We start from the raw sequence: 25,595 nt of genomic DNA, 5'->3' as shown, positions 1-25,595 counted from the left end.
ATTTTCGCTTGAATATACAGGAATTGATTAAAGACAGAAGGACGATCCGGAAATTTAATACACAGCCGCTTTCGCAGGAGACGGTCCTGGAGCTGATGAATATCGCGGTGTGGGCGCCAAATCATAAGCTGCGCGAGCCATGGCGGTTCATTTGTGCGACTGAGATGGAGTCGAAGGCGAGGCTGGCGGATCATATGGTGGGTTCGCTGTCGGAGCTCAAGCGCTATAAGCTGATGCCGAGCAAAATCAAGCAAATGTACAAGGACAAAATTCAGCAAATACCTGCGGTTTTGTTCAAATATAGGAAAGGATATGATTTTCTCATCCATTCTCTATATTTCTCGGAATGAAACGCGCTGCGCCGCCAAATGACGGCGACAGCGGTTTCACCTTGGTCGTCGCGAAGGAGGAGAAAAGCAAGGTGAAGCGCGATGAGGATTTTGCAGCGGCGTGCGCATTGATTCAGAATTTTCAGCTGTGCGCTTGGGAGCAGGGCATCGGCATGGTGTGGTCGATTGATGACACGTTATGCGGAAGCGCGCCCTTCTGCAGCTCACTCGGAATACGCAGCGATGAGCGCATCGCCGGCATGCTGTATTTAGGGTACTTCGATCAGAAGCCAGCACCTGGCAACCGCATTTCGGCTGATAAAAAAATGACGTGGCTGTAGGGCAGCACGTCCCGATGATTTTTGCCTGAAGGAGAGGAAGCTATCATGGCTGGAAAAACAGCTGGAGAAATCGCAGGGAAAAAGGGAATCGCAAGGCTGCTGGAATTGGCTGGAGAACGCCGCGGGCTGCTTGCTGTATCAGGGATTTTTTCCGCATTAAGCGCCATATGCATGCTGATTCCATATATATCGGTCTATTTTATAATAAAAGAACTGCTGGAGCATGCGGCGAACCCGGCAGCTGCGGACAGCGGGCTAATGATTCGTTGGGGCCTCGTTGCACTAGGCGGCCTGTTAGCCAGTTTGCTCCTGATGTATGGCGGCGGTCTGGCTTCGCATATTGCGGCGTTTCGGATTTTGTATGGCCTGCGGGTGAAGCTGTCCTCGCATATTGGCCGTCTGCCACTCGGCTGGCTAAACAGCACCTCGACCGGAGCAGTCAAGAAGACGCTGGATCAAAATGTCGAGAAGGTCGAGACGTTCGTCGCGCATCAGCTGCCGGATCTCATTCATATGGCAGTCACGATCGTTATAATGATTATCGCCATGTTTTGGCTGAATGTGTGGCTCGCTGCTGCCTGCCTGATTCCGATTGTGCTGGGCTTCGTGCTGCAAATGCTGATGATGTCAGGCTCGAAGAAGCAGGAAAGCATCAAGCAGTATTATGATTCGCTGGAGCGGCTGAATGGTTCAGCCATTCAATACGTGCGGGGAATGCCAGTCATTAAAGTATTTGGGCAGACGGTGTTTTCCTTCCGTCAATTTTATGAGGATATGGTCAAATACCGGGATTTTTGCGTGAAATATACGGATCAATTTCAGTATGGTTTTTTATCGTTCAAAGTCGTTCTCGGCTCATTCGCAGCCTTCATCCTGCCAGTAGGCGTGTTCCTGCTCCAGCGTGATCCGGGCAATGTGGCTTTCGCCGCTGTGCTGCTGTTCTTCCTCATTTTGTCGCCGGGCATTACCGCGCCGATGTTCAAGATTATGCATCTTGCATCTGGGCTGCGCGACATAAATGAAGGGGTTGAGCGAATTGACAAAATTTTCGCCGAGCAGCCCGTACCAGAGCCGGAATTTCCTAAACGTCCGGTTTCCTACGAGGTGGCCTTTCATGATGTGTCCTTCTCTTATGGACAGGCCGACAGTCTTGTGTTGTCCAATGTGAGCTTTGTGGCGCAGCAGGGGGAAGTAACGGCGCTCGTTGGGCCATCGGGGGCGGGGAAATCGACGGTGGCAAGCTTGCTTCCTCGCTTCTGGGATGTCCGTGAAGGAGCGATTCAAATTGGCGGCGTCGATATCCGCGATATGGCGACGGAGGAGTTAATGAATACGGTAGCGTTTGTTTTTCAGCAGACGTTTCTATTTTACGATACCGTCTACAATAACATTGCGATCGGCGTGCCTGATGCTAAGCCAGAAGCGGTATATGCAGCAGCGAAAGCGGCACAGTGCGATACGTTTATCACTCAGCTTCCGCAGGGCTACCATACGCTGATTGGCGAGGGCGGCGTTTATTTGTCAGGTGGCGAGGAGCAGCGTATTGCGGTAGCGAGAGCGATTTTGAAAAATGCGCCAGTGCTTGTGCTGGATGAAGCAACCGCTTTTGCCGATCCGGAAAACGAATTTGAAATGCAGCTTGCATTGAAGGAGCTGACAAAGGGCAAGACGGTTATCGTCATTGCGCACCGGCTGTCTACGATTCGCGATGCGTCGCAAATTATTGTCATGGACGAGGGCTGTATTGCCGAGCGTGGCAAGCATGAGCAGCTAGTCGCCGCCGGGGGGCTGTATTCGAAGCTATGGAACGCTTATACGGCAGCAACAGGCTGGCGAATTGGAGCAGGGAAGGAGGCAGGGAACAAACATGGGAATGCTGCGCAATATAACAGCAGGTAATCCAAAAGCATTATGGAAGCCAATTGCATATACAACGCTCTCCAATCTGGTAGCGATTATTCCTTTTATTTTGCTCGTTGAGGTGGCGCAGCTTATCTTTACTTCGTTTGCCGAACCGGGTACAGCTCTTGATATGACGAGGCTTTGGTGGATATGCGCCAGCATGGCTGGGGCGTTAGTGCTGCTTTATTTAAGCGAAATACCCGCCTATCGCGCGCAATTCCGCGGTGCCTACACCGCAGCGGTCGATGGCAGAAGCCGTCTTGCGGAGCATTTGCGCAAGCTGTCGCTCGGGTATTTGAATAAACGTGATCCCGGCGATCTCGCCAATATGATGATGGGGGATTTTGCGCTCGTTGAGCATGGCATTTCCCATGTGGCGCCGCAGCTGTTTGCTGCTGCCCTAACGCCGATTTTAGCTTTGATTGGGCTGTCGCTGCTGGACTGGCGGCTCGCTTTGGCGCTGTTCGCGACGCTGCCCTTTACCATTGTCATCGTACTGGCTACCTCGGGACTAACCCGTAGGCTTGGTGCGAACCATATGGCGGCGAAAATCAATGCCTCCAATCGGCTTCAGGAATATTTGAATGGCATTCAGGTGATTAAGGCTTTTAATTTGACGGGAGAGCGCTTCGTGCGGCTTGAGCAGTCATTTAAAGATTTTATGCGTCACAGCATTCGGGTTGAGGGGCTTCTGGGTCCAGTCGTGCTGAGTGCAATCGCCTTTCTTCGCGCGGGATTAACGCTAATGACCATTGTCGGGGTATATTTGCTTGCTGGAGGCAGCCTTGATTTGATCACCTTCGTTACCTTTTTGCTAATAGGCACGAGAATTTATGATCCGTTGACGACGGCGCTGACTAGCTTTACAGAGTTCCGCTACAATGAGCAGGCGGGAAAACGAATCATAGAGCTGATGAAGGAGCCCGTCATGCCTGGAGAGAAGCAGCCTCCTGCTGGTCATGATCTCGTTTTTGACAAGGTGACGTTCGGCTATAATGAGCATGCCGTTATTCAGCAGGCAAGTCTAAGCTTGCCGTCAGGCTCCTTCACCGCGCTGGTCGGCCCTTCGGGCAGCGGCAAAAGCACGATGCTGCGGCTGATTGCCCGTTTCTACGATCCAAGCGAGGGGCAGGTGCTGCTCAGCGGGGAGGACATTCGGGAGATGAACCCGGAGGCGCTGCTGCGCAAAGTATCCATGGTATTTCAGGATGTGTATTTGTTCCAGGATACAATTGCGAATAATATAAGTGTCGGCAAAGCTGGGGCGACCCAGCACGAAGTAGAGGAAGCGGCTCGCCAGGCATGCTGCCATGATTTTATTATGAAGCTGCCGCAAGGCTATGAAACGCTAGTTGGAGAAGGCGGAAGCACATTGTCCGGCGGGGAGAAGCAGCGCATTTCAATTGCGCGGGCGATACTGAAGAATGCTCCGATTGTGCTGCTGGATGAAGCGACGGCTTCGCTCGATCCTGAAAATGAAGCCGATATTCAGCAGGCGATCGACCGCCTCATTCAAGGGCGTACCGTTATTGCCATCGCCCATCGGCTGAAGACGGTTATGAGTGCCGACCAAATTATTGTGCTGGATCAAGGCCGAATCGTTGAGCAGGGTCAGCATGAGGAGCTATTGGGCGCGGACCGCTTGTATGCGCGGCTATGGAAGCTGCAGCAGCAGACGGCGGGCTGGCAGATTTCTTCTTAAATTTTGCAAGGTGATTGGATAGAGAAAGGCCAAAAGGGAATGTCGAATGGAGCTTATCCATTCGGCATTTTTATTTTTGACGGGAGCAGGTTAAAGCTTATCATAAATGGTTGAATTATAAGAACATGTGTTCTATAATGTGGAGGGGTGACTGGAACGAATTGGAATGAGAGAGGGCTGGATCAGAGTATGCCATTAAATATTAATGTAGTTGAACGCATGGGGCATTATGGAGTGGCAGGTTTAAGTGCTGTGTTTATTCGGCAGGGGCAGTTGAGCGAGGCAGAGTGCTTTGGTGTTCTGGAGCAAGGAGCCTCGCATCTGGTGAATAGCGATACGATTTTCAATGCATGTTCCATTAGCAAGTTTTTAACAGCTATGCTCGTTATGAAATTGGTCGAGGATGGTCTTCTAGCATTAGATGAGGATATAAATGATAGGCTCACTTCATGGAAGGTTCCGGGTCATTCATGGACTGCTAGCAGCAAAGTGACTCTTAGGAAGCTGCTTAGCCATCAAGCGGGCATTGTTGATCCAGAGGGAGGATTTGGCGAGCTTCATTCCAGGGCGCTTTTTCCTCCAATGGTGGCGTTGTTAGAGGGAGAGACGTCTTATTGCAAAGTGCCTATTAAGGTGGAATATGAGCCGGGAAGCGACTTTCAATATTCAGATGCGGGCTATTGCATCATTCAGCAGCTCATAGAGGATGTTTCAGGGAAGCCCTTTGAAATCGTCATGAGCGAGCTTATATTTGAACCTTTACATATGAACAACAGCACGTTTCGTCCATCATTATTAGAAGCAATGAGCGGGAGAGTTTGCTGTGGACACGATAAGCATGGAAAGGCAGTGGAAGGGAAATATCCGATTTATCCTTATCCGGCAGCAGCCGGGCTTTGGACAACGCCGTCGGACTTGGCCATTTTAGTTGTGGAATTAATGAATGCTCTTAAAGATCAAAGTGAAATAGGATTGTCCGCAAGCTATGCGAAGGAGCTCGTTACCCCTCAAGGCGTTACAGAATGGACGGGGCTTGGCCTTTTTCTAGACCATTCCAAGCATGAGCTGGAAATTTCCTCGCTCGGCTGGGGCGTAGGATTTCAATGTATGCTAGTTGCTTTCCCATTCACAGGAACGGGAACCGTTATTATGACGAATACCGATTTAGGCATTCATCAGTTAAAAGGGATGATTGGGGAAATGATCTCTCCGTCTTGAGCCTGAGGCAATATCCGCTTTCCGTTCAGTGAAATACTGGATAAAGGTCCGTTCCGGTTGCCCTGTCCATTCCTTTAAAGTTAAGGCAAGAAGCTAATAGGGAATGGATGGGATAATATGATTAGGAATTTAGGTGCGGAAGCGGGCCCGCAATGGGAGGAGCCTGTAAAGAAGGTTCGTCTGTTTCAGGGGGAGGGCCTGCTGGCGTCGCTAGGCATACTTGGCTTTGTGCTGGCAGCGGTATGCGTGGTCTGGATGCTGCTGTATGGTGGCGAGGTTGCGCCAAATGGGGATGTAAGCAAAGCGGCTTCCTTTAATGCGGCATTGGGTATTTTTTTGCTTTCGACAGCGGCGATATTGCCTTTGTCCGCTATGAGCACGAGAGGCAAGGCGATTTTTCGCTGGTCTTATGCGGTTCTTTCCATGTATTCGTATTTCGCTGAAAATGTACAAAATATGCGCGGCATGAATCCGCGTTTTGCAGAAGGCGGTACAGTCTTTGATATAGCTGTGGCAGCCGGTTTTAGCCTTGTGGCCATGCTGCTGATCGTGTTTTATTGCGTGTTGGCCGTTGCTTTCTTCCGCAGCAGATCGTATAAGCTAAGACCGGAGCTGGTGCTGGCGATCCGCTATGCGATTATGGCGATATTGCTTTCCTTCGCCGCTGGCATTTGGATTTCCTTGACGGGGGGCCGCATGACAGGCGGGAATGGGAATATCATCTGGCTTCATGGTCTGGGTTTTCATGCGATTCAAGCTGTGCCGCTTGTCGCATGGCTGTCGGAGCGCACGAGGCTGCGCCCGCAGGAGCGCCGCAAGTGGGTGCATGTGGCGGGAGCTGCCTATATACTGGGCTTGCTTGAAGTAGGCTGGCAAACTTGGATCGGCGGAGCCATGCTGGAATGGTCGCCGCTGCCGCTGCTCGCTTTGTTCTTCTTCTTGCTGTCTCTCGGGGCTGGCTGCTTTATGTTATGGCAATCTGTAATAAGCGGGAAGAGTTCAGAGGTGAGCAGCCCGTCGTTGGAACGAGAGGGATAATACGTTACAGGGAGAAGCCTTGCATTCTTGTGCAGAGAATGCAAGGCTGTTTTATGTTACTTTAAGTATAGTAGTGAGCAGAGGAGGACTGGATAATGGATTGGGTATTACATATGAACGCAGCCATTGGCTATATTGAAGATCATTTGGCTGATGAGATTGATTATGCGGAAGCAGCCCATATAGCGGGATGTTCACTCTATCATTTTCAGCGGATGTTCCCCTACATTATGGAGGTTTCGTTATCGGAATACATTCGCAGGCGACGGCTCAGTCTGGCAGCATTTGAGCTGCAAAACAGCACGGTAAAGGTCATCGATGTGGCGCTCAAATATGGTTACGATTCCCCTGAAGCGTTTGCCCGTGCTTTTCAGCAGCTGCATGGTACTACACCGACTGCTGCGAGAAGTGCCGGTACAAAGCTGAAGGCCTATCCGCGACTATCCTTTCAAATTTCAGTAAAAGGAGCGGCAGCAATGAATTATCGAATCGAGGAGCTTGGCGCATTTTCTGTCGTTGGTCTTTCCGAGCAGGTGCGCAATAGCGAGGTGTTTGAGACGGTACCGCGTTTATGGGCTGAGGCAGCACAGGCTGGATTGTTTGAAAAGCTATGGGAAATCCGCGCAGCCGAACCCGGTATCCGTGGCATACTTGGCGTATGTGCGGACGGAGGGCACGGGCAAAATGAGTTTTTGAACTACATTTTAGCAATTGAAACGGAGCAAGAGGCTCCTGAAGCTATGATCCGCCGGGAGTTTTCGCCATCGTCATGGGTGGTATTTGAAGTGGAGGGCGGACCAGACCAGCTGGCCGGTATTTGGAAGCGGCTGTATACGGAATGGCTGCCTACCTCAGCCTATCGGCTCGCCGAATTGCCGGCTATCGAATGTTATTTGCCGCCAGAAGAAAACCGTAATGAGCTATGGGTGGCGGTTGAGGCGAGAGCTTAAGAGACCGACAGCCGAGCTGCTGCACGATTTAGTTGGCGAATAGCGCGCATTTCGGCAATCTAGTAAGTGTGAAATATAGCAAAAGAAGAAGCCGTCTTCGCCTCGCAGCGCAGGTGGCTTCTTCTTTTTTACTTGGAGTCCTATCTATCCTACTGCCTTCTACTTGCTGTTCACTAAATGATCCGCATGAGTAATGCGGTTTCTTCCGCCCGTCTTTGAAGCATAGAGGGCAGTATCCGCTTTATGGATCAGCGTCTGGTCGGTGTCGCCTGGTGTAACGGTTGCTGCGCCAATGCTGACTGTAATACTGTACTCTCCCCAATCCATAGAAGCGGTTGTCGTGCAGTATCGTTCTGCGGCAACGATCGCTTTTTCCTGATTGGCGCCGGAAAGAATGATGACGAATTCCTCGCCCCCATAGCGGGCGGCAATGTCCTTCTCCCGAGACATCGTTTGCAGCAAACGGGCCAGATTGGTCAGCACAAGATCGCCGACGGGATGTCCGTAGGTGTCATTAATCTTTTTGAAATGGTCGATATCAATAATGAGCAGCGAGAAGGGCTGCTGTGTTTCTTGGAACAAGGCAAGCTGTGCCAGCAGGCTGTCCTGGAAAAAACGCCGATTTTTAAGCCCGGTCAGCGCATCCGTGGAGGCCATCGTTTCGAGGCGATGGTTGATCCCTAACAGCTCCTGCTGTTTAAGCTCATACTCCTCATGCAGGAGCTCGAGCTTCTTATTGGCTTCATGAGTGGCCTGATACAACTCTTCAAGCTTCGTCTTGGTTTGTAAAATATCCTTCTCGTGCTCGATTCGCTTGCGCATCACTAACACAACGCAGTCAATGAAGGTAACCCCGTCACGCTCCTGGCGAACCCCGTTCAGCAATACAGGCACATCTTCATGGCTGCTCGTCCGAAAAGAAAAGTACATTTCATCGACGCGCCCATACAATTGAATGTACGGATAAAAATACGTTTGAAAAAACATTTTGTTCGTCACCGACATGGTGGAATGAATATGCTGGCCAAGCAGCTCATCGCGCTCATAGTGCAGCATGTCCAGTAAAGTCTGATTAACCGATTGAATCAAGCCTGCGTCCGATATGGAGAAATATCCGCAGGGAGCTTTATCTAATTGAATATCCATATAAGGGCTGCCTTTCTTTAAAATATAGGAAAGGATATGATGTTCCCATCCTTCCTCTATATTTCTCGGATTGAAACGCGCCGCGCCGCCAGAGGACGGCGAAAGCCGTTTCACCTTGCCTACTAAACACTGGCTAAATATTCTTTAATCATCTGGCTCGTCTCTTCAGGCTGACTTAAATGCGGATAATGCCCGGTCGCTGTCATCTGCCGAAGGACGCTGTTTTTGAGATGGGCATGCAAGTAATGGCCTACTTCAACCGGAGCGATACTATCGTCGGTGCATTGAAGAATCAGTGTAGGCACAGATGCATGCTGAAGGCTGACACGGCAATCGGAGAAAAAAGTAACTTCTGCGAACTGCCTCGCGATATGCGGGTCTCTGGAGCAGAAGCTTTTTTCCAATTCCTCGCTTAATTCCTTGCGCTCGCTATTTTGCATGACAATGGGCGCCAAGTAGCTGGCCCAGCCAATGAAATTCATTTCCATCATGGAAAGCAATTCTTCTATATCGCGTTTGTCAAAACCTCCGTAATAATCCGGCAGATCGTTCACATAGCGCGGAGAAGGACCGAGCATAACGATACGCTCGAAATATTTAGCATCATGGATGGAAGCGAGCATGCCAATCATGCTGCTAACCGAATGGCCGACGAAAATAGCATCTCGCAAATCCAGCGTTTCCATTACATCCAGCACATCCTGGGCGTAGCCCTCTAGGTCATTATATTTTTTTGAATCATAATTGTGAATTTGCGATTTTCCAGAGCCTACATAATCAAACAATACAATTCGATAGTTGTCTACAAAGCTAGGAACCATATAACGCCACATATCCTGATCGCATCCAAAGCCATGAGCAAAAACAATCGTTTTGCTGCCTGTACCCATTACCTTTACATTATTCCGCTCCAAAACGTCGATAGTCATATGAAGCTCCTCTCTGAAGCGCCTTGATGAAGGGATAGCGATGATTGTTGGCTTCTTGTTCATTATATCGGAAAATGGAGGAAGATTAATGATGGTTAGCAAGATTCATTGCTGGAACTAGAGAAATAAAGCATGAAGCAGACGTCACAGTTTGCTGGGGCTCAGGGCTATTTTCCAAAAAATGCGAGTATTTCTTAGCTGTATGGGGTAAAAGGGCATAAAGCATAAAATATCCGGTACCGTGAAGAGATTCAAGTTTTTGCCAAGTTTGACCGATAAGTATAAGAGTGAGTTAAGCAGGGAGGAATAGCACGACCATGCCACAAACGATCAAGACTCTGCGCCAGCGGTGGGGTGGAGGCCATATAGAAGAATATCGCAAGTCCACCGCATCGTTCGTCCCCAGGCAGCAATTCGAAAGCATTTCCCTTCAAAATAAACCGTTGATTACGGCTTTCCACGATAGCCTCTCTACCATTAAGGATCATCTCACAGGCAATTATATATTTCTGCTGACTGACGCGAAGGGCGTTCTGCTTGGCATGGATTACAGCGATAATTTGAAACAGACGGTTGCCAAATCGAAGCTGCGCCTCGGCATGTATTTCACCGAAAAAAGCTGCGGCGTCAATGCGATTTCGGCAGCGATGGCCTCGAATGGACCGGTATATTTACTGCCGGAGCAGCATGGAAGCCCTCTTTTTCAAAGCTGGCACTGCTTCTCTACCCCTCTTGAGGTGAATGGGGAAATGGCCGGTTATTTGGATGTGTCCACGATTAATGCGGATATGAAAAGCGAGCTGATTGCGATAGCCAAGCTGATTCCCACCGATATGCTGTTCCGTTACGACAAGCAGCAGGCTGCGGAGGATTTGGACCAAGGGCTGGGCACGGTGAAATTAACGGAACGCCAGCTTAAGGTGCTGCAGCTGATCTCACAGGGAATGAAGGTCAAGGCCATTGCATTGAAGCTCAAAATTAAGGAGAGTACGGTCAATCATCATAAGCGAATGATTTTTGAGAAGCTTGGTGTGCAATCGAGTACAGAAGCGGTATCTATCGCCAGTAAATGCGCTTATTTGTAAAAAACAACCTATAGTTTTTTGTAGGTGGAAAATAATAGGGTCTATGCTACACTTTCGAAGTACACAAATAGAGAATATTTATCGGAGGGTATTATGTCTAAAATGTCTAAAAAGAAGCTAGGTTCCTTATCGCTGCTGCTCGTGCTTGTAGCTGTATTGGTTGCAGCATGCGGAGGCAGCACGAAAGATGTTGATCTAGGGACGACAGCAAAAGGAACGTATAGCAATGAATATTTCGGCGTATCGCTGAACTTCCCGGAAGAGTGGGAATATCAAGATGCTGAAACGATGAACCAACTGACTAGTGAGGTTGGAGAAGCGATTGTCGGCAACGATGATAAAAAGAAAAAACAGCTCGACTACGCTCAAACGAAGACGCTTAATTTGTTGATGGCTTCGCAATACCCGATCGGGGGAGAGCAGACGGGAGCATCCGTTATGGCAATTGCGGAAAAGCTGAGCATGCTGCAAGGCATCAAAACAGGCAAAGACTATTTGGAAGCATCCAAAAAATTCATGGTCGAGAGCCAATTGCCTTACGAATACAAAGATATCGTCTCGACGAAAGTTGGCGGCAAAGATTTTGATATGATGGAAGTTACAATCAATGCAGGCGAAGTGACGGTAACGCAGCATTACTACAGTGCGATTCTGGAGGGCTATGCGTTCAACCTGATTACGACTTACTTGGATGATGAAACGAAAAAAACGACGGACGATGTCATAAGCTCCGTTACGTTTAAATAAGCAAGCGCACTATTTGCGGTTGAAAATAGAGCATTAACAGCCCGGCAGCTGTCCTGAATGGACGCTGCCGGGCTGTTGTTTTTTATATGGTTGCAGATATGTCGAGGCAAGGCTGTGTTTATCAGTACTTTACTCTACACTACACTAGTCTTCACTACACTAAGATAAATGCTTAACGCTGCGAATGAGGCTTACCAGAAAAATCTGCCCGCCAATACGTTTTCTTGCAGAAGCTTTAAGGTGTCGGCTGGTAGCTCTTTTTCCATGCGGGAAAGCACATCCGCTTTCTTGTAATATTCATTCGACATATGAATCGTCTGATGCTCATTTGAAGCATCCAGACGCAAAATGCGATCAGCGCCATTCTTCGCCGTCCACGGTGTCCATGCTGGCAGGAAGCTGGCATTTGGATTGCCGGTGTAGAGGAAGTTTTTCCAGTAACCGTGAATGGCTGCTGTCAGTTCATTGCGACCAGGCTCATTTTGCTCGGAGAAATAGCCGTCAGGGAAATACGCAGCAATGCCAGCTTTGCGTCCGAGAATGAAATCCATGTCAGCGCCGTGCGTTGCGCCAATCAACTGCTGCAGGCTGCTCGAAATGACGCCATCCTGTGTGCCCCATGCAAAACGGTACGCATAAACGGCTGGCTGTCCAGAGCGTGCCGTCAGTACCTCGGCTGCGCGCTCTGCATTGAAGCCGGAATACAGCTCGCTGCCATATTTGATAGCTGCTGCATATTGTGGCCCCTTCACCGGGTCCTTCAGCAGGCTGCCGTCAGCGAAGCCAGCAGCGAATGAGGGATCGCTCAAGGCGAAGGCGGAAAACTCCGTCGCTGTGCTGCCCAAAATCATCGGAAGCTGCGCATATTTGCCGCTCTTCAATACGTTAAAGCCCTCCGCTGGCAGCACCGTGCCATCGCTAAATAAATGCGGGAACGGCGCCATGCGGATGGCCGTTCCACCAAACTGCTGCACGAGGTCGGCAGCAGGCTGCTTGCGCAAATATGCCGCGAGCTGCTCGGCTGTTTGGCCAGCCACCCACTTGGCAGCCGCCGCTTCATCGGCGGCTGTGCCATCCGCAGCGGCCAGCTTCGCCAGCACGCTGTTCACCTTGGCGTCGCCGTCCGCCGTAGGCGCGGTCGTCATGCCGCCGCTGAGCACAATGGCTTTCTGAAACAGCCCTTGGCTCAGTGGAGAGATGACGGCCGCCATGACATCGCGGCCGCCGGCCGATTGGCCGGAAAGCGTCACATTGGCCGCGTCTCCGCCGAATCCGCCAATGTTGCCCTGCACCCATTTGAGCGCCTGGAAAATATCCAGCAGCCCATAGTTGCCTGAATCCTGAACCGCATCGCCTGTTGCTAGGGAAGGGTGATGGAAGAAGCCGAGCGCACCGAGGCGATAGTTGATCGATACGACGATGCTGTTCGTCGCTTCGGCAAGCAGGTCGCCTTTGAAATCTTTGCCGGAGCCGGTCATATTGCCGCCGCCGTGCGCGAAGACAAGAACGGGCAGGCTTGTGCTGCTGTCAGCCGGCCGCCAAATGTTCAAATACAGGCAGTCCTCGCTGCCTGCTGCCTTGCCAGCTGCGAGCTGGGTGCAATTCGCAGCGAAAGCGGTCGTCGCCAGCGTGCTTGTCCAAGCTGCTGGCGCTTGCGGTGCTTGCCAGCGAAGCTCGCCGACTGGCGCCTTCGCATAAGGCACGCCGAGCCAGCTAAGCGTGCTGCTCGCTTCATCCTTGGCGCCTTTAATCGCGCCATAGGCGGTCTGTTGCGTCACATCGGCAGTGAAAGGCGCTTGTGCCGCTTGTCTAATTATAATCGCGGCCAGCGTTTCGCCGCTGATTTTATGCTTTGCTTTCAGCGCTTGCGCCGTGGCGGTGGCAAGCTGGGCATTGGTCAGCTTGCCGCCAGTTTTCAATGCGGCTAGCCCCTGCTTGGCTGCAAAAGCCAGCACCTCGGCTTCTTTATAATCTATGCCAGCTTCATAGCCGAGCGCCTTCAGCAGCACCCGGGCATATTCCTGCGCGGTGACAGCCTGCTGTGGCGCGAAGCGGCCATCCTTATCTGCAAGCCAACCGAGATGCGGATGAGCTTTCAAATAGTTAACCAGCGGCTGAAGCACTTTGCCTGCTTTCGCCGCATCAGGGAAGGAATCGCTTCCCGAATAGCTAAGCGCTTCTTTCTCTAAGCCTTTCAAACGAAGAAACAGCGTCGCAGCTTGTGCACGAGTCGCTTGCTTGCTCCAATATTTTTCGCTGAGCGCTTTGCCATTGCCCTTAATCATTCCTTGATCGATGAGCGACTGAATTTCGGCAGATACTGCCGCAGCAGCAGACACCGTCATGCTCGCATAGCTGTAAATGGGCATGCTTCCGAATAAAACAGCAAGCAGTAAAGCAACAACGCTTATTTGTCTGACCTTCCCCATTGTACAATCATCCTCTCTGTTGTCATCCTGTATGATGCCTTTTCATTATAAGAAGTTGCTTTCAATGCCACTACGACGATAACGACATCTAACATGTTCAAATCCGACTTATTGTAATCGTTTTCATTTAATGATCATTTTGTATAAACGGGTTTGTCGAAATGCCGCCAAATATCGAACACATGCGTGCTCAGCGAGCTAAGCGAAAGCTGGCGGACGCTGCTGCATACCGTAGCCGATTATTTTGGACGAGTGGGGCAAGCAGGGCAGGTCATATACAGACGGAGGCAGAGGCTTTGCTGCTGCGGTTTTGTATGGAGATTTGGGATTATGCCCGTCACCGGCGGTACAGATAGGTCCTGTTCCTTCCAAAGCGGTTGGTTCGCGCATGATCAAGATGACGCTTGAGGAGCTTGCGCTGCTATCAGCTGACCATCTGTTTATCACGTTCGACAAGTGGCACAGCCAAGCGGAAGGAGAGGAGCGCCGGCTGCTGGAGCAGCCCGAGTGGCGCAGCCTTCCCGCTGTACAGAATAGCTGTGTGTACGAGGTTGATTTTCTTCTTGGATGAACAATGGCGTCATTTCCAATAGTAAAAAAATCGATGATATATTGCGCGCGCTTGCTTGAAAAAATGCTCAAAGTCAGTCGTCGTCACCGACCAAATTCGATGATTGCGCGGCCCCGGCTGGATGGTTGAGGACCAGATGATGCGATAAGCCTGAGCGGCGGTATCAAAAAAGATTTCCGGCGCCCACGTATTTTGCGTATCCGGCTCCGCTTCCATAACGGGAATCAGCTTCGCCTCTTCCCAGTGCAGAAGATCGGCTGAACGCGCATAGCCAATGCTGCAGCTGCTCCAGCCATCGGTCCAAACGAGGTGGTACAGGCCGCGCTTCGGGTCTGGCAAAATAAACGGGTCGCGGATTAGCCCGCTGCCCAGCTCCGATTGAAAGACTGCCTCGCCGCCCGCGAAGTCGCGCCAGCTGTAGCCATCCTCGCTTTCGGCTAGAAACAGCCGCTCATCCGTTTCTTTAAAATAACTGAACATATACATGGCAGCACTCTTCCTTTGCTAGCTTATTTAAGTCCTGAAGTGGCGAAAATATGTAATAATATGAGCGCCGGCTCCGTCAATTCGAATATCGTTGGCACGTGGCGGCAAAAAACCTTCCGTACGGCTGCTCATATAATCCCAGTAAGGCTTATCTTTCATACGTTCCTGCTCATAAATGCCGTTAGGATTGGAATAATTGTAGATGCTCATGCGGTCGGTAATGATAATAATTTCGCTAATATCGGAGCGAGAGTAGGCCGTATTGGACAGCAGGTCAGTAATCGACTCATTGCTGCGGATTTGCTGATAAATGTCGGCGCCCCAGCGCCCGTCCTCCAAAATTTGAATCACATTTTGATTAATGACAATAGACAGTGCTAGCGAGCGAATCGACTGCATCTGCTGCGTCAGGCTCTCATTAGTCTGCTCCAGCTGTGACAGCGAAGCATCGCTAATTTTAGCGGACATTAGCTGTGAAGTAGAGTAGTAAACGATGATCGCCTGCACCGCAAGCAGCAGCAAAATAACCAAGCTGCTTACGATAACGAGCGTTGGCTGCAGCTTATAGCGCTTGAACCACTTCATCTTGTTGGCCTCCATCTAGGTTAAAGTGAAAATCTGAGCGAGAAAGTTAAAACCTATCTTACTGTTTAATGTTTCGGGTGGCAAGGAAGCGCTTGTGATTTAATTTGTAGGACTTTAGATGGGGGGGAGGTATAGGCGGCGAAAGACGCTTGCGAGAACAGTAAGGCTGCTGATAGCGAATGAAATAAGGGTTTTGGCAGTGCGATAATATGGAAAAAATCACAAGTGAAAGAAGAGGAGCGACTAGGCTTGGATAGCTCGCATAACGGCTGCTGAACGTAGAAAATTGGTTATTTATGCAGAAAATCAGCGAATTTAGGAGCATAATGAGGAGTTTGGTGAGTTTTTGTGACGAAAAGATCCGAAAAATGGATTGACAATATTTTATAAAATAGGGTAAAGTATAAAATAATTATGAAGCGAAGCACGCTTAAATCCTCCTGGGTTTTTTGCGTGCTTTTTTGCGCTTTATGGGGGGATGGGCTGTGCCATTTTACCTATGAAGGAGTCCCCGCATGAAGAAAAATCAATTTATGTTAACGGTTGTTGTCGCGCTTGCCTTTAATCCGGTTTTGCATGCCCAGGCAGCAGAGGCGAAGCAGCAGCTAAACGATATGGACGGCCATTGGGCCCGTATTCCCGTGGAGCAGGCGGTACAATCCGGTTATGTGAGCGGTTATGCGGATGGTACCTTTCGACCGAATAAGCTGGTAACTCGAGCAGAGCTGCTTGCCGCAGTCGTAAAAGCACAGCAGCTTAAGGTCGCCAATATGGACACGCCTTTTCTGGATGACACCGGATGGTTCCGCCCTTATTTGGCTGCCGGGTTGAAGCTCAGTCTATTGAAGATGACGGAATATGATTCTGCCAAGTTCAAGCCGAATCACGCGATCACGCGCGGAGAAGCGGCGAGGCTTTTCGTTCGGGCAGCAGGCGAGGACAAGGCGGGGAGCACGAAAGGCTATGTCTATATGTCCAAGCAGCTTGGCCTAATGAAGGGTGATACTGCCGGGAGGATCGGGATGGGCCGCAAGATGACGCGTGCGGAAGCGATTGTGGTCATTTATCGGTTGCTGAATTGGCAGTCTGCGCAGCTTCGGGCTGCTGGGGGCATTACGGAGCAGTCCGCTTATACATCTACGGGGGAGCTGAAGCAGCTGGTTTTGTCACTCGAAAGCTTTTCGGGCGATGTGATGGTTAGTGGTCAAACGGTGCTGCTTAATCCTGAAGGCAGCGGAAAACCTGCAGATTATAAATTAGTGTTGGAGTATGACAGCAGGAAAAAAGCAACGATGATATGGCTATATGAGAAGCCCTCATTACATAAGGAGTTGTTAATGGAACTCTTGGCCCGTTATGTAGGCGAGTCTGCGGATACGGCTTACCGGGATGCGGTCAAGCTGGACGCTGGAAAAGCGTTAGAGGCTAGACTGCTGAAAACCTATAAGGGGAAGAAAATCATAATGGACAAAAGTAGGGCCAGCAAGTCTTTGGCTATTATTATTTATGCAAACTAATCTAATCGGAAGAAGGTTAAATAAGATGGGGAAAATGGGATTGCAATGGTGGAAAGGCTCTATTGTATTGTTAGTGTTGGTGTCGGCAGCGGTTACGTTGTCGTTAACGTCGGTGGATTCTAAAGTTGCTGAGGCGGCCGCGCCTGTGTTTAAAGATATTTCAGGGCACTGGGCGAAGGAATCGATTGAAGCTGCGGTGAAAGCGGGAGTTTTGAACGGGTATCCGGATCAAACGTTTAAGCCGCAAAATCCGATTACGCGTGCAGAGCTACTCAAGGTTATTGCGCTGACGACGAAGGTGGAGGCCACAGCTGCTCCTGCTGGCAAGCCATGGTATACTGGCTATCAGAAGGCGCTGACTGATGCGAAAATCTATGCCGCTGGCGATTTTACGGGCGATCTGAGCAAGGCAGTAACACGCGTGGAAATGGCTAAGCTCGCCGTTCGTGGAGCAGATGCTGAGTATCGCGGAGCAAAGCTGACGGCGGATGAGTTGATGTTCCGCGCCGTGAACGCGGGCTTGCTATCGCGTACAGGAGCCAAGGCGGAAACGATAGACCCAGATGGTACGACTACTCGGGCACAAGCGGCGGTTATCGTCACGCGCCTGCTGAAGCTTGCTGGTGGCGGGAAGCTGTCGGTAGATCAGGGGGCTTCTAGTGCGGCTGAGATTAAATGGCATGATCATAATGTGATTACTATGTTAGGCCAAGATGATTTGGTGAAGCTACCGTTTACGAAGGAAATGCGGTCAGGTTTCGAAGTATCGATTCAGCAATTAGTAATTATGGACCCACTCGATAAAAACGGCTATTATGCTGAGTATTTGGATGGTGCAGAGTATCAGATGAACGGTAAAGATTTAGATCCAAAAAAGACACCTGGGCTTGTCTTTGGGTATAAACTCGTAAGTAAAAACTTAATAGTTGATTCGAATAGAAGTGAAAGTGGCCCTTCTAGTTTCTATATGTATACTGAAGGCGAAGGGGATGTAGCTGCAACTCAAATTCAAGATAAATTTTATTATTATGACATGAAAACGATTGAACGCAAGGGCATCTTTAAAAACAAAATGGCGCTTTATTTTGGTACGAAAAACAACGTCGAGTATAATTGGAAACTCCCTTTCGTTCCTAAAACGGTTATAGCAGCACAAGTGAAGAAATATGGAGGATTTCCAATTCATTTGAGAACGTACAGTCCACAAAAAGACTATTATTTGACAGGGGTTAAAGATGTATGGGCAAAATAAAACCTTTTTTATCCTTACTACTGATCTTTTCTATAGTAATAGGTATTTTTCAGATTCAACCTCCAACGATATTGGCTGCTACCTCTGAAACTATCACGAAAAGTTATAAAGTAAAGTTAGGTACAGATGGTCTTTTCGATTTAACTTCTAGTAGAAGTAATGTATCTACCGTAAATGCGCCGATTCCTGATGGCTATAAAATAAAATCCTATGAACTCTGGTCAATGGTGGCCAATAGTAAAGGTGAATTAAAGTTAACTAATTCAGGAATCGCTCAAAGTAACTTTAGCTATTCAAATAATGAAATAACAGTGAAAAAGTTTTCTGGAACAAAAGTAACGGCCATAACTGAAGGCTACAATCCGGATATGTATTTTGCCGTTAATAGGCGCTCTAACGGTAAAGAATGGGTCTTTAAAGGTGTTGATGGTGTAACTTATAACGTAACACCGCCTGCTGGCGATGCTTGTTGGCAGGGTAACCTTTCCATTTGTCCAGGCATACTGCCATCAAAGGATGCAAGTGGAAAGACTATATCTACTCAAATGAAAGATTCACAAGGATGGGCTGTTGTTACAAATCCCCAGTTTGAGGGTCCTCAGTATTACACATTTAATAACGAGTCTGTAATTATAAATAAATTAATTCCGTCAACTATTAAAATTACAGATGCACGAGCTACTTCGAAAAATGATGAGAAAATATTTCACAAGATAGTAGAAGCTAAAAAAGGAAACGATGGCTATGGTTATATCTCAGTAGCTGTTCCGATAGACAAGACTAATACCAATTGGGAATACAACGATTGTAATGGTTGCACAGGAAATGCTATCGGCATGAGATATCTTATTTCGGCATCAACAGACTGGTCAGGACAAACTTATTATTACGAAGGCGAAGTCCGTGTTGTCTACGAAAAGCTTCCTCCAGTAGACCAGCCCTACCTCGACTGCTCCTGCAAAGCTGATCCATCAACTGTTGCCTTTGCAGACAAAGACGTTGCTGTAAACTCAACAATTACTGCAACGATAAAGCAGCGAGGCTCGCTTAAAATAAAAAACTGGAAAGTGTTTGGCCGCCTTGAAGACGGGACCCAATATCAGACGCAGACCATAGCTCAAGTATTGGATACGATCAGCTATAAATTTGCATTCACAATACCGAAGGCCCAGTTGAGTGGCCGAGACAGCTTCACCGAGACATTTGTCATGCGCGCCATAGTCACATTCACGGACGGAACGACAGCGGAGCAGGCCATTGAATGCACGACGACCGTTACAAAGCCGGGAGCATCTACGCCAATCGCTACAGCTTCCAATGGAGGATCCGAGCCGACGCCTGCGCCAAGACCAATCCTCGAAGTGAATGCAAACTGGAGTCCAACCTCCATTTTTACCGGTGATCGGGCTACATTATCGGCGACAGCCCGAGGATATACCGATTATTCGTGGGAATTAACTGAAAATTTAGACAAATTTAATTTTGATCAAAAAGCTTTCTCTCATCCCACGGTGACCTTTAATGAACCGGGCGTTTATAAGGCTACGCTGAATGTATCTAACGACTATGAAAGCCAATCAGATACGGCGTTGCTTTATGTCAATGACCCGAAACCAGTCGCCATCATTTCTGGTGTAACGCGCTGGATTCAGGGGAGGTCCTTCCCGCAGCCTTATCATCTGAATAACTCGTTTTCACCACTGTCGGAGCGGGGAGTGACCATTGATTTCAGCAAGTCGGAAATTCGCTATAAGAAAAATGATAGTGGTCCTTATACGGTCGGTGTATGGCCTGCTAAAGCACCGGATCAGCTAGGAGCCTACACTCTTGAAGGCAAGGTCCATGATTCTCAAGGGAGAGAAAGCGAATGGACGGCTTATCCATTGGAGGTTGTTCCTGATCAGCCGCCTGTAGTGGCGTTTTTAGCTGCCGAGCAAGGCGTGCGCGATAACGAAAACACGCTTTATATGGATGCAAGCAGCCCAGATGGCGACAAGCTGGAGCGCCTTTTGCTTGAAGAGCGTTACGATGGTGACAATGATGGGGATTTTAATGAGGAACCATGGCACACGTTGTATAACGGGACTTACAAGGAGGTGCATAGTGTAAAATATGCGACAGTTGGCAAGCGGCAGTACCGGGCAACGGTTACGGAGGATTATGGCTTGTCAGCACAGTCTGCTATTGTGGCAACGGACATTATTAATCGCGCGCCAAGTGTAGATTTTACTGCAGTCGGCCTGACGCAGCAGCCGGATCAGGGGGAGAGCAGCGGTCCGCCAATTACCTCATATTCTCCGGAATCGATTTTGCGATCATGGGTTAATAAGACGCCATATGAAGGCGGGGCGACAAATAAGGTAAGCTGGAAATCAAATGGAGTTAATCTGACGACCCGCAATGCGCTATGGGCAGATTTTAATGGAAGCTATAACTTGGCGAAAAAGGTGAAGCCGCTGCCGGCATGGGAAGGCAGTATCGGTCAAATTTATGCTGGCTACAAAACGACAGTGATGACCGAGGCTGGGTATTATTATGCTTATAGCTACAAACCGCCAGAGTCTAAAAACTGGGTGTTTTCCATTCGTGATGTATGGACAGGCCAGATTGAACATACGTATGTGCATCCCGGAAGCACATTCAAAGGGGCATTTTATCAATATCATCCAACCCAAATGAAGCAGGCTTATTTTCTAGAAGAAGGGACAGTGAATGTTTCTGGGGATGCGCTGCGCATATATGACATCGAGACCGGGCAGCTATTGGAGGAATACCCTAACATCGCACCCCCAGCGACTGGAGGTGCAGCGGGCAGCAGCTATTGGGACGATCCGAGCAATAAGGTCATCGGTACAGCTTTTTCGCCAGATCGGCAGTTTCTATATGTCGCGTATCGGGAAAGCAACGGAGGACGGACATTCGATATTCGGCAAAAGCTTTATGTAGCTAAATATTCTGTCGCGCAAAAAACGCTGTATTGGACAAAGCTTGTGCATGCGGGAATAGATGCATGGAACGTTTACCAGATCGGCAGTGTAGATGTCGATGCAAATGGCAATTTGTTAGTGGCTGCAAACATGCGTAGAGGTACGGAAGATAATTGGACGGCATTATTTTATGTCGTAAACCCTAATGGTCAGCTTATAGCCAATCATGTTACGGGCAATGGCATGCTTTCTGCTATTACGATGTCTGCTGACCGAATGAAAAGCTATGCGACCTCCATGCGTTTTGAGTTTGGAAATTACGGATACTCCCAGGTGAGTGGCGTTCTGTCTTACGGTACAGCAACGAATAGCTTTACGAGGCCGGAGAAAAACAGCGGTACGATTGATGTTTTGAAATTCCCTTACGAGCTCGCAAAAACAGCGGTTAATAAGTCCGGAGTTATGGCGACGCCGTATGGTTTTTTGATAATGCCGGACGGTTCCATCACGAGTAACGATGATAGAAATCCATACCGAATGCTGGATCATTTTATAGTTGCGAATAATAAAAGCCCGTCGCCAAGCGATCCGATCATGACGCAAATTTTATGGCCTAAAACAGGCCTGATCGGTCCTTTTTCACAGCCTTCGGATGAATTTTGGGCAATGGCATCTGGTGTGAAGCTATTTAATAAAATTACTTATCAGACATCGGGTGGCCAGCAAGTTTGGGCAAGCTCAGCATTTCAAAAATTACAGCATTGGGCAGGTGTATTGGGCATTAATCAAACACCGTCTTTAGGTGCGGAAACTTATGAGAACAAAGCCTATTTTGTGACGGATACGATGAAATATTCAGATGGAAATGGCTATGATGGAGTTGCTTTTAACGCTTCATCCAACGTCCTTCCGAATGGTTCGGTTTTAGGCATCGGAACAGATGTTATCTATACGGGACCATACTCAGGCTCACTCACGAGCAAAAAAGTAGTTATTCCTTTCACAGGTGAATCAACAGGAGATTTGCCGCGTCTGCTGAACGATGCTACGGTCGAGATCGATAGCGAGGCATGGGGCGGACTGCTTTACGATCCGAATAGCATAATGCGAAATCAGGTGCTTGAATTTGAGCTATCCATCAATCATTTATCTAATGATAAACCAGTAGGGGCAGCCATTCAAATTCAAGATGAAAAAAATATGTATGCAGTGGAGTGGACGAGCAACTCCCTTACGCTTTACAAAGTGTCGGGCGGCAACAAGACCGTTCTGGCTCAGGCAGCCATGCCGCGGAGTGCGGGTATCCCTTATGCTTTCAGGCTAGAATCGCTTGCAGGTGTACACCGAGTTTCTATTAATGGGGTTAACAAGCTGGAAGCGGCGGACGCCACCTACAAAAAAGGCTCAGCAGGCTTAATGTCGCTTGGTCAGCAGCAAGCCTCGTTTAGCCAAGTGAAGCGCACCAATTATGGCGATTCTATTCCAGAGGAAACCTATGAAGCCGTGCTTATAGGCGAACAGATTTTATACAATAAGCTGTTTAATGATCCTGAGACGGATGCGAAATTGGCGGAAAAATGGAGCTACGCGCATAACCCAAAATATTTTGCCAATACGCTTGGCCTTAGCCAGTATGATGGGAGAGCATTTGGAACTGCGCTAAATTCGCTCGAAAAGCCCGGATTGTATGCCATTACTTATATGGCACAGGATAATCCCGGACTGGCTGATTACCGTTTGTTCTCGGAGCCGGTTACAAAATCGCTTTATGTGCACCGCAGACCAATTGCGCAGCCGGATATTTGGTTTACGGGCACCATTTACGCTGGAGGGGAAGCGCTGGATTATTTGACGCACGATACGTCGTATGACCCGGATGTTCCCGGTTATTTGGCGGATCGTTTGTTTCGGACACGCTGGGCGGACGAAAGCGCCTGGACAACAGGGAAAAGATTGCTTTATAGCCGTCCCGGCATCGAGCTGATCGTTCAGGAGCAGGTGAAGGACATGCATGGGGCATGGAGTTTCTGGGCGGAGACGAGAGTTTATAAGGAAGCGCTGCCTGCAGTCAATCAGTCCAAGCCGGAAATGGTCATTACCTATCCTGCTGGTTCTTCTTCTGCACCAACAGTTGTCCTTAACGAGCCTAATCTAAAGTGGATATATCGGGATAAAGAAAATGATCCGCAGGAACAGTTTTATTTGAAACTAACGTATGTGGATAATGGCCAAACGGCGCTGGAGGTAGAATACCCGGGCAGTGATGCCAGCTTCCAGCTTGAAGCAGGCACGATAGATATTGGACGCAAGGTGAAGGTACAGGGGCGTGTATTCAGCCGTGGAGCATGGTCGGATGATAGCAATGTCGTATATTTTATCATTGATTCGCCGCCAACAACCTACTTGCTTAGCTACAACGGGGCAACAGCCTCGGAGCCGATCTATACGAATAACGATCGTCCGAATTTGCGTGTATTTACTGTTGATCCTGAAAATGACCCTATCACAGCAATCGATTATGAGGTATTTTTCCATGCTGTGGATCGCAGGGTGCTGGACACTAATATGGCGAGTGCTGCAGCCAGTCATATGCCAGCATTCAATTTGCAGGAAGGTCTGCATTATTGGAAAGCGAGAGCCTATGACAGTTATGTATGGGGGCCTTACAGCAGCAACGGCTATTTCTTTGTGGATACCGTGCAGCCGGATGATGTGGAGGAGCAGCTCGAAATCAAACCGACCTCGGTAACGGTTAATTTTAATGCTTTTAGCGATGCGTCCCCATCCTCAGGCCATGCAGCTCGAGTCTTTTATATGCAAAAGGTTCATACAGATGGCAGTGTGACGACGATTGATTTGAATGGCGATGGTTCGGCCGAATACAGCATAGCCCTGCAGCAGGCGGCACGTTCTCATCAAGTAACAGGATTAATTCCCGGACAAGCGTATCGATTGACGGTCATAGATACGGATGTAGCGGGCAATCTAGGGAAATATGCGTATATTTATTTTGTGACCAATCGCCCGCCAACGATTGATGTAGACTGGTCTCCGAAACCGATTTTTGAAGGGGATATGGTAACGTTCGAGGCGATTGCAGCTGATCCGGACAAAGATACGCTGGCTCTAAAGATGGAGCTTCAGTCGCCTTCCGGGCAAAAATATGCGTACGAGTATACCGTTTCCTATCCTTACGCCAAGACAGGGCCGAAGCTCAAAATGGAGCAGACTGGCGCATGGCAGCTTAGCGTAACGGTAGATGACGGTTTAGCCGAACCAGTAACGATCTCCCAAACCGTTCAAGTGCAGCCGCTGAAAGTGGCGGGAATGGTCAATCATACGGACGATTGGAACAGCATTCGTAAATCCTATAACAAAAAGCAGGGCGGAGATGAAGAAACTCCGCGTGCATACAGCGTATTTTGGGCAGGCGAAAAGTTCATTTTGGTAGCGAATGCGACAGAAACAGGGACGGATACGAAGCCAGAGCGCGTTGAAGTTGCCATGAACAGCTATAAAACGAAGCTGGAGGTGAAAAATACGGCGGGCACATTATGGGCTGGCGCGCTATGGGATGCTTCCTTTGAAAAGCTTAACAAAGGAACATTAAGCTTCACATTTACAGCTCATTATAATAATGGAACAGTGAAGCAGGATGTTGTCCAGGTGTCGATAGATGGCACGATTAATGATGTTCTGGGCGTTCATCGCGTGCGATAGAGTTTATTTTGTGCAATTAGAATAATCAGGACGGCTCAGCTGGTCTATGCAGATTTGCTGGGCCGTTCCAATGTATAGCAGCAGGCTCTTAATTATAGCGAAATTAAAAGCAATATTTTGTTGTTGTCACTTTTTTGGTATAATTTGTTGCCAAATAGATTGAAGCAGTACGTAGATTGTCGAAACTGGAGGGAAAATGATGATAAAACGGCTTGATCATTTCGTTTTAACTGTCAGTAAATTAGAAGCGACTATACACTTTTATACACAAGTTTTGGGAATGAAGGAAGAGACGTTCGGTGTGAATCGAAAAGCTTTGCGTTTTGGTAATCAAAAAATAAATTTGCATGAGGCTGGAAAAGAATTTGAACCCAAAGCTGAGCACCCTTTACCTGGGTCTGCCGATTTATGTTTTATTACTGATATAAACATAGAAGAGGTCGTGCATCATTTACATAAAAATGGGGTTGAAATTGAGGAAGGGCCAGTAAAAAGAACAGGAGCCCTTGGCCCGATTGTCTCTGTTTATGTTCGAGATCCAGATCGGAACCTCATTGAATTATCACAGTACTTAGTATGATTCTATGAGAAGTAAAAAAGTTGATGGTAAGTTAAGGTCAGCCCTGCTTTATATTATCCCCTATAAGTAAACAGTGTGGAGCAAGCTCGTTACAATTTACTTATAGGGGATTTTTCATGAGTAAATTTTGCACAGGCAGAT

19 protein-coding genes are annotated in these 25,595 nt (G+C 48.7%); 14 read left to right on the top strand and 5 right to left on the bottom strand.

From position 1 onward, the window contains the following. Nucleotides 1–8: 8 nt before the first annotated feature. The 7 genes from AC50X8_RS04510 (at nucleotide 9) to AC50X8_RS04480 (ending at nucleotide 7,480) form a co-directional block, all read left to right on the top strand. Entirely contained in the window at nucleotides 9–350 is a 342-nt protein-coding gene (locus AC50X8_RS04510) for a nitroreductase family protein (protein WP_494864717.1), read from the top strand. Beyond that, nucleotides 347–670: a nitroreductase family protein gene (locus AC50X8_RS04505; RefSeq protein WP_494878848.1), complete on the top strand. Its 324-nt coding sequence runs from the start codon at nucleotides 347–349 to the stop codon at nucleotides 668–670. The genes AC50X8_RS04510 and AC50X8_RS04505 overlap by 4 nt, the downstream gene beginning before the upstream one ends. Before the next feature lie 45 nt (nucleotides 671–715). Next, complete coding sequence (locus AC50X8_RS04500; RefSeq protein WP_494878847.1) at nucleotides 716–2,569, top strand: ABC transporter ATP-binding protein; 1,854 nt, start codon at nucleotides 716–718, stop codon at nucleotides 2,567–2,569. Next, nucleotides 2,538–4,274, top strand: a complete 1,737-nt coding sequence (locus AC50X8_RS04495) for an ABC transporter ATP-binding protein (protein WP_494878846.1) — start codon at nucleotides 2,538–2,540, stop codon at nucleotides 4,272–4,274. Before AC50X8_RS04500 ends, AC50X8_RS04495 begins: the two co-directional genes overlap by 32 nt. A 189-nt stretch (nucleotides 4,275–4,463) precedes the next feature. After that, nucleotides 4,464–5,492, top strand: a complete 1,029-nt coding sequence (locus tag AC50X8_RS04490) for a serine hydrolase domain-containing protein (protein ID WP_494864877.1) — start codon at nucleotides 4,464–4,466, stop codon at nucleotides 5,490–5,492. A 117-nt stretch (nucleotides 5,493–5,609) separates the two neighbouring features. Then, nucleotides 5,610–6,530 carry a hypothetical protein gene (locus tag AC50X8_RS04485; RefSeq protein WP_494864725.1) on the top strand — a complete coding sequence of 307 codons (921 nt, stop codon included), beginning with the start codon at nucleotides 5,610–5,612 and terminating at the stop codon, nucleotides 6,528–6,530. A 95-nt stretch (nucleotides 6,531–6,625) separates the two neighbouring features. Next, on the top strand, nucleotides 6,626–7,480 hold the full coding sequence (locus tag AC50X8_RS04480) for a GyrI-like domain-containing protein (protein WP_494878845.1): 855 nt from the start codon (nucleotides 6,626–6,628) through the stop codon (nucleotides 7,478–7,480). Nucleotides 7,481–7,639: 159 nt separating this feature from the next. Here the strand turns inward: AC50X8_RS04480 and AC50X8_RS04475 are convergent, their stop codons facing one another. Both AC50X8_RS04475 and AC50X8_RS04470 read right to left on the bottom strand, forming a co-directional pair. Continuing rightward, nucleotides 7,640–8,626 carry a sensor domain-containing diguanylate cyclase gene (locus tag AC50X8_RS04475; RefSeq protein WP_494864727.1) on the bottom strand — a complete coding sequence of 329 codons (987 nt, stop codon included), beginning with the start codon at nucleotides 8,624–8,626 and terminating at the stop codon, nucleotides 7,640–7,642. A gap of 122 nt (nucleotides 8,627–8,748) precedes the next feature. After that, nucleotides 8,749–9,555, bottom strand: coding sequence for an alpha/beta fold hydrolase (locus tag AC50X8_RS04470; RefSeq protein WP_494878844.1), 807 nt, complete (start codon nucleotides 9,553–9,555; stop codon nucleotides 8,749–8,751). 317 nt (nucleotides 9,556–9,872) lie between these two features. Between AC50X8_RS04470 and AC50X8_RS04465 the strand changes: the two genes are divergently transcribed. After that, complete coding sequence (locus tag AC50X8_RS04465; RefSeq protein ID WP_494878843.1) at nucleotides 9,873–10,640, top strand: helix-turn-helix domain-containing protein; 768 nt, start codon at nucleotides 9,873–9,875, stop codon at nucleotides 10,638–10,640. Nucleotides 10,641–10,733: 93 nt separating this feature from the next. Then, nucleotides 10,734–11,387 (top strand): hypothetical protein, encoded by a 654-nt coding sequence (locus tag AC50X8_RS04460; protein WP_494864733.1) that lies wholly within the window; start codon nucleotides 10,734–10,736, stop codon nucleotides 11,385–11,387. Between the two features lie 191 nt (nucleotides 11,388–11,578). On the opposite strand, the gene AC50X8_RS04455 is transcribed toward AC50X8_RS04460, so the two are convergent. Beyond that, on the bottom strand, nucleotides 11,579–13,816 hold the full coding sequence (locus AC50X8_RS04455; protein ID WP_494878842.1) for a carboxylesterase/lipase family protein: 2,238 nt from the start codon (nucleotides 13,814–13,816) through the stop codon (nucleotides 11,579–11,581). Between the two features lie 244 nt (nucleotides 13,817–14,060). On the opposite strand from AC50X8_RS04455, the gene AC50X8_RS04450 reads away from it, so the two are divergent. Continuing rightward, nucleotides 14,061–14,387, top strand: a complete 327-nt coding sequence (locus AC50X8_RS04450; protein ID WP_494864737.1) for a TroA family protein — start codon at nucleotides 14,061–14,063, stop codon at nucleotides 14,385–14,387. 9 nt (nucleotides 14,388–14,396) lie between these two features. Here AC50X8_RS04450 and AC50X8_RS04445 read toward each other — a convergent pair whose 3' ends face one another. After that, complete coding sequence (locus AC50X8_RS04445) at nucleotides 14,397–14,873, bottom strand: glycoside hydrolase family protein (RefSeq protein WP_494878841.1); 477 nt, start codon at nucleotides 14,871–14,873, stop codon at nucleotides 14,397–14,399. Nucleotides 14,874–14,900: 27 nt separating this feature from the next. Next, nucleotides 14,901–15,458, bottom strand: a complete 558-nt coding sequence (locus AC50X8_RS04440) for a hypothetical protein (protein ID WP_056031140.1) — start codon at nucleotides 15,456–15,458, stop codon at nucleotides 14,901–14,903. Between the two features lie 515 nt (nucleotides 15,459–15,973). Here AC50X8_RS04440 and AC50X8_RS04435 point away from each other — a divergent pair. The 4 genes from AC50X8_RS04435 to AC50X8_RS04420 all read left to right on the top strand — a co-directional run bounded on the left by AC50X8_RS04435 (nucleotide 15,974) and on the right by AC50X8_RS04420 (nucleotide 25,454). After that, nucleotides 15,974–16,975: an S-layer homology domain-containing protein gene (locus tag AC50X8_RS04435; protein ID WP_494878840.1), complete on the top strand. Its 1,002-nt coding sequence runs from the start codon at nucleotides 15,974–15,976 to the stop codon at nucleotides 16,973–16,975. Nucleotides 16,976–17,000: 25 nt separating this feature from the next. Then, nucleotides 17,001–18,227: an S-layer homology domain-containing protein gene (locus AC50X8_RS04430; RefSeq protein ID WP_494878839.1), complete on the top strand. Its 1,227-nt coding sequence runs from the start codon at nucleotides 17,001–17,003 to the stop codon at nucleotides 18,225–18,227. Nucleotides 18,228–19,063: 836 nt separating this feature from the next. Beyond that, a complete protein-coding gene (locus AC50X8_RS04425) occupies nucleotides 19,064–24,874 on the top strand; it encodes a PKD domain-containing protein (RefSeq protein ID WP_494878838.1) in 5,811 nt (1,936 codons plus the stop codon). A 199-nt stretch (nucleotides 24,875–25,073) separates the two neighbouring features. Continuing rightward, nucleotides 25,074–25,454 (top strand): VOC family protein, encoded by a 381-nt coding sequence (locus AC50X8_RS04420; protein WP_063892469.1) that lies wholly within the window; start codon nucleotides 25,074–25,076, stop codon nucleotides 25,452–25,454. The last annotated feature ends 141 nt before the right edge of the window (nucleotides 25,455–25,595 follow it).

This window comes from Paenibacillus sp. JT22N15, assembly GCF_059383755.1.
Note: the sequence above shows the minus strand (reverse complement) of the source record. Positions and strands in the feature narration are given on the sequence as shown.